Here is a 5,125-nt window from a genome sequence, read left to right as displayed (position 1 = left end):
CTTTATCAAGCTGTAATCGAAGACRMAACCTACTGCGCGTCGGTATAGGCGGCCTGCGATGCTCACCGTACCTTCGTACGGTTGCGCTTCTTAGCCACCTCTCCCTTCCGCTCGCTACGGTTTTGTGAGGCGTCGCGAAGGTTCCGTTACAATCGTACCAAAGTCAAAATCGAGGGGGTGCCAAGCGCCATCTTCATCTTGCCACTCCAGCGCAAACGCTGCCGTTTGCCGCAAGTCCGTGATCCACACTGTTGCGCCAGGCTGGCGGAAATATGCCGCGCACGGGCCGAACGATGGCGCCAGCCGGCAAATCACCAATCCCTCGCCCGCCACGGCGCACCATTGCTCATTGACATCGATCAAGGCCACGGCCGGGTCGCCATAGAACTCGCCCACGCCCGCTTGCCGGCCATCGGCCGCCGTTACCGTGGCGTGTTCGTATGCATGCTGGACGATATATGTGGCGCTGCGCGCCAGTTCCTGCTGAGTCATGCGGTCTCCACTGTTGGCCAGACGGTTTCCTGGTCGGCGCGCGCCTCGGCGATCAGCCATTCGCAGAATGCATGCACGAGTGGCCGCGTTTCCGCCTGGGGCGAGCGCAGCAGATAATAGCAGTGGGGGCCGCGCACCGCGTGTTCAAACACGCGCACCAGGCGGCCAGAACGCAGGTCGTCGCCGATCAGGGGGCTGGCGGCAATCGCCACGCCCTGGCCGCTGGCGGCCGCGTCCAGACATAAATACGTGTGCGAAAAGCGCGCGCCGCTGTTGCCGCTATTGCCGCTGTAATGCACGCCGCAGCTGTGCAGCCAGCGCGTCCAGTCGATTTCGCCGGGCAGGTGCACTTCCGGTTCGTCGTGCAGCAGCGGATAGCGCAGCAGGTCGGCGGGCTGGCGCAGGCTGGCCGCGTTGGCACGGAAATCCGGGCTGCAGACGGCGGAAAACCATTCTTCCATCAGCAGGTCGACCTTCAGGCCCGGATAGCGTCCCGGCCCCAGGCGGATGGCCACGTCCACGCCGTCGCGGGCCAGGTCGACCGGATGCATCGATGCCAGCACGCGCAGCTCGATCTGCGGATAGCGGTCGCGCAGCCGGCCCAGGCGCGGCATCAGCCAGCGCGAGACGAGCGAGCTGGTGGCCGTTACCGTCACCACCTTGTCGTCGCCCTGGCGCCGCGCCTGTTCCGAGACGTCGGCCAGCTGGTTGAGGATCGGTCCCAGCGACGCCGCATAGCGCTGGCCCGCATTGGTCAGCACCACGCCGCGCGGCAGGCGCTGGAACAGCACGATGCCCAGCCACGCTTCCAGCTGTTTCACATGGTGGCCGATGGCGCCGGCCGAAACGTGCAATTCCTCGCCGGCGCGCTGGAAGCCTTCATGGCGGGCGGCCGCTTCGAAGGCGTGCAGGGCGGCAAGTGGGGGCAGGGGACGTGACATGGCACTCTTCAGAGAATTGAGCCTCAGTAATATTTGGCCTATCCGTGAAGAATATTGGTTTGTTTCATTTTGCGCAAGCGAATATGATGCCGTCACTGCGTGATGCGACCCGCAATAGGATTCACGCATGCACATCTCCCGGCCAGGCTGGGCATTTATATTTACAACGTTACAACGCCTGGGAAAACCGTCGCGATACGCAGCAGGTTTACCCTGGCGTACTCATAGAGGTTTAGTCATGTCTGATCGCCGCGCTGTTGCGCTGGTGTTGCTGTCGGCCGCCGGTTTCGGCAGTTCCGCAGTGTTTGCCAAGGCGGCCTATGCGTCCGGGGTCAACCCGTCGACCATGCTGGCCTTGCGTTTCGTTATCGCCGCCATGCTGCTGCTGCCGCTCGTGTGGCTCGGTGGCTGGCGCTTGCCGCGCGGCCGCCTGCTGGCCGGCTACATGCTGATGGGCCTGATGTACACGGCCCAGTCGCAAGGCTATTTCAATGCGTTGATGTATGCCAGCAGCGGCCTGTGCGGCATGCTGCTGTACGTGTATCCCGTGCTGGTGACGATATTGGCGCTGGCGCTGGGCTGGGAAAAGCTCGACCGGCGCATGCTGGTGCTGCTGGCGCTGGCCATCGCCGGCATGGCCACCACCCTGGGCGGTAAATTGCAGGGCCAGCCCATCGGCATCGCGCTGGCGCTGATGGCAGCCGGCGTGTACGCCGTGTACATCCTGTTTGGCAACAGCCTGTCGAAAAGCCGCGAGAATATTCACCCATTGGCGGCCTGCGTGGTGATCCTGGGCACGGCCGGCCTGGCGAACAGTGCGATTGCCGTTTGGCAAGGCGTGTCCTTGCCGGGCACTGCCACGGGCTGGCTGGCCGTCAGCGCCATCGCCCTGTTCTCGACGGCGATCGCGATTGCCGCCTTCTTTGCCGGCGTGGCGCAAATCGGCGCGGCCAAGGCATCGATCATTTCCACCTTTGAACCCGTCATCACGATGGCGTTTGGCGTGACCCTGCTCAAGGAGTCCGTGAGTGGCACGCAACTGCTCGGCGGCGCCATGGTGCTGACGGCCGTGATCCTGCTGGCCCAGCGTTCCAGTCCGAAGCAGGAAGCGAAACCGGCCGCCATGCCGGGTGCGCAAGCGAGCGCCTGATCCCTGTTTTTTCCTGAACTGATCGGCTGTATCGATCGGTCTCCTTTGCGCCGCGACGGGTTTCCTGCCGCGGTGCTTTTTTTGCGCGCACAAATAACACTTGATTGCGAATGATTCTCATTTATAATTAACGGCAGGATTCCCCCACCACCAGCCAGCCCATCCCCATGCCAGCCAGTGTTCGCCTTGAAAGGAGACACCGTGACGAGCATGCCCCCTATTTGCAATACCCAGATGATCGCCGGCGAATTCGCCCGCCTGCGCCGCGAAAAGAACGCCCGCCACCGCGACATCGCCGAGGAACTGGCCATCTCCGAAGGCGAGCTGATCGCCGCGCACGCCGGGCTGTCGCTGGCCAATGGCGCCTTGCTGGGCGCTGAGCGCCTGCAGGCCGACTGGCCCGCCATCGTCGCCGCGCTGGAGCCGCTGGGCGAAGTCATGGCGCTGACGCGCAACGCCTCCTGCGTGCATGAAAAGACGGGTGTCTATCGACAAGCCAGTCACGCCAACCACGTCGGCCTGGTGCTAGGCGGCGAGATCGACCTGCGCGTGTTCTACCGCCAGTGGGCGCATGGCTTTGCCGTGCGCGAGATGAAAGAACACGAGGTGCAGCGCAGCCTGCAGTTCTTCGACGCGGCCGGCCAGGCCGTGCACAAGATTTTCCTCAAGCCGCAAAGCGACATGGCCGCCTACGATGCGCTGGTGTCGCGCTTTGCCGATGCCGATCAAACGGCCGGCATCCGCGTGACGGCGCAGGCAGCCCCGCCGGCGGAACTGCCCGACGCGCAGATCGACGTGGCCGGCTTTCGCGCCGCCTGGGCCGACTTGCGCGACACGCATGATTTTTTCACTTTGCTGAAAAAAATATTCGGTCTCGCGCCTGCAGGGCCTGCGTCTGGCCGAGCCGCGCTTCGTGCAGCCGCTGGACAAATCCTGCGTGCTCGACCTGCTCAAAGACGCCGCGCTTGAAAAGGTCTCCATCATGGCCTTCGTCGGCAATGCCGGCATGATCCAGATCCATTCCGGGCCCGTGCACAAGATCGCCGTGATGGGACCATGGATCAATATCCTCGATGCACGTTTCAACCTGCATTTGCGCGAAGACCATATCGCCAGCGCCTGGGTGGTGAAAAAGCCCACCGTCGATGGCCTGGTGACGTCCGTCGAACTGTTCGACGCCAAGGGCGACACCATCGTCATGTTCTTCGGCGAACGCAAGCCGGGCACGCATGAACTGTGCGAATGGCGCAATGTCGTCGAGCGCGTGGCGCGGGAGGGCGAATTATGCGCCGCATGATCGCTGCCAGCGTGGCGCGCCGCATCGCGCTGAAAAAGATGGGGGCGGGAGCCTTGGCCCTGGCGGCACCGATGCAGGTGCTGGCCGCCGTGTCCGACGCCGGCAAGCCCGTGGCGAAAGCACGGCGCATCGTTAGCGTCGGCGGCGCCCTGACGGAAATCGTCTACGCGCTCGATGCGCAGGCGGAACTGGTGGGCGTCGACACGACCTCGCTGTATCCGGCAACGGCGCAACAGCTGCCGCAGGTGGGCTATGCGCGCACCCTGTCGGCCGAAGGCGTGCTGTCGCTGGCGCCCACTCAGCTGATCGCCACCGAGGAAGCGGGGCCGCAAACGGTGCTGCGCCAGGTGCGCGACGCCGGCGTGCCGGTGGCGGTGCTGAATGCGAATAACCAGTTCGAAGGCTTGCTCGAACGCGTAAAACAGGTGGGCCAGATCACGGGCCGCGTGGAACCCGCCGCGCGCCTGGCGCAAAACCTGCGGCAGCAGTGGAGCGGCGCCCTGGCCAAGGTGCGCAAGCGCCAGCATGCGCCCGTGCGCGTGCTGTTCATCCTCGCGCACGCGCCGAACCAGGTGATGGTGGGCGGGCGCGAGACGGGCGCCGACGCCATGCTGGCGTATGCGGGTGCCGTCAACGTGATGGGCGGACAGGGTGGATTTGCCGGCTACAAGCCGCTGACGCCGGAAGCGGTGATCGCCGCCCGGCCCGACGTCGTGCTGGTGACGGACCAGGGCCTGAAGGCCTCGGGCGGGGTGGACGGCATCTTGACATTGCCAGGACTGGCGCAGACACCGGCCGGCAAGCAGCACCGCATCGTCTCGCAGGAAGCCATGCTGCTGCTGGGCTTTGGCCCGCGCATGCCGCAGGCGCTGGCGGACCTCGACGCCGCCTTTGCGAAAGCCATGGCCGCATGAATGTACGCGCGATGACGCCGGCCATGTCCTGGCGCCTGTCCGGGCACATGCGGCGCTGGGGCGCCGCCGGCCTGCTGGCTGCGGCGCTACTTGCCGGCCTGCTCATCGCCGTCCAGGCGGGCGCCGTGCCCGTGACACTGGCAGACTGGCTGGCGCCATTGCAAACTGGCGACGAGGCGCTGTCCGGCGGCGCGTACGTGCTGTGGCATATCCGCTTGCCGCGCGCACTGTTTGCCGTGCTGATTGGCGCCGCGCTGGCGCTGGCCGGCGGCCTGACGCAGGGCCTGTTCCGCAATCCGCTGGCCGACCCGGGGCTGCTGGGCATCGGCAG

General features: G+C 65.3%; 7 protein-coding genes. 5 read left to right on the top strand and 2 right to left on the bottom strand.

What is annotated here, in order from left to right; all coding sequences use genetic code 11:
* Positions 1-114 precede the first annotated feature (114 nt).
* The gene (locus JaAD80_RS29670) at positions 115-492 is read right to left on the bottom strand and encodes a hypothetical protein (RefSeq protein ID WP_102299744.1); all 378 of its coding nucleotides are present in this window, start codon (positions 490-492) and stop codon (positions 115-117) included.
* The gene (gene gcvA / locus JaAD80_RS29665) at positions 489-1,433 is read right to left on the bottom strand and encodes a transcriptional regulator GcvA (RefSeq protein ID WP_058051030.1); all 945 of its coding nucleotides are present in this window, start codon (positions 1,431-1,433) and stop codon (positions 489-491) included. Before gcvA ends, JaAD80_RS29670 begins: the two co-directional genes overlap by 4 nt.
* A 238-nt stretch (positions 1,434-1,671) precedes the next feature.
* Between gcvA and JaAD80_RS29660 the strand changes: the two genes are divergently transcribed.
* From JaAD80_RS29660 to JaAD80_RS29645, 5 genes are all read left to right on the top strand, one after another.
* Positions 1,672-2,583 (top strand): DMT family transporter, encoded by a 912-nt coding sequence (locus tag JaAD80_RS29660; protein WP_102299742.1) that lies wholly within the window; start codon positions 1,672-1,674, stop codon positions 2,581-2,583.
* Between the two features lie 210 nt (positions 2,584-2,793).
* Positions 2,794-3,552: a ChuX/HutX family heme-like substrate-binding protein gene (locus JaAD80_RS29655; RefSeq protein WP_258003269.1), complete on the top strand. Its 759-nt coding sequence runs from the start codon at positions 2,794-2,796 to the stop codon at positions 3,550-3,552.
* On the top strand, positions 3,497-3,880 hold the full coding sequence (locus tag JaAD80_RS31810; protein WP_258003268.1) for a ChuX/HutX family heme-like substrate-binding protein: 384 nt from the start codon (positions 3,497-3,499) through the stop codon (positions 3,878-3,880). Before JaAD80_RS29655 ends, JaAD80_RS31810 begins: the two co-directional genes overlap by 56 nt.
* Positions 3,868-4,794, top strand: coding sequence for a hemin ABC transporter substrate-binding protein (locus tag JaAD80_RS29650; protein WP_102299741.1), 927 nt, complete (start codon positions 3,868-3,870; stop codon positions 4,792-4,794). The genes JaAD80_RS31810 and JaAD80_RS29650 overlap by 13 nt, the downstream gene beginning before the upstream one ends.
* Positions 4,791-5,125: iron chelate uptake ABC transporter family permease subunit (locus JaAD80_RS29645; RefSeq protein WP_146012634.1), on the top strand; the 335-nt coding region annotated here is incomplete at its 3' end. The genes JaAD80_RS29650 and JaAD80_RS29645, both read left to right, overlap by 4 nt.

The sequence above is a fragment of the Janthinobacterium sp. AD80 genome, from assembly GCF_002878455.1.
GTDB lineage: Bacteria > Pseudomonadota > Gammaproteobacteria > Burkholderiales > Burkholderiaceae_D > Janthinobacterium.
This window is presented reverse-complemented; position numbering and strand designations above follow the sequence as displayed.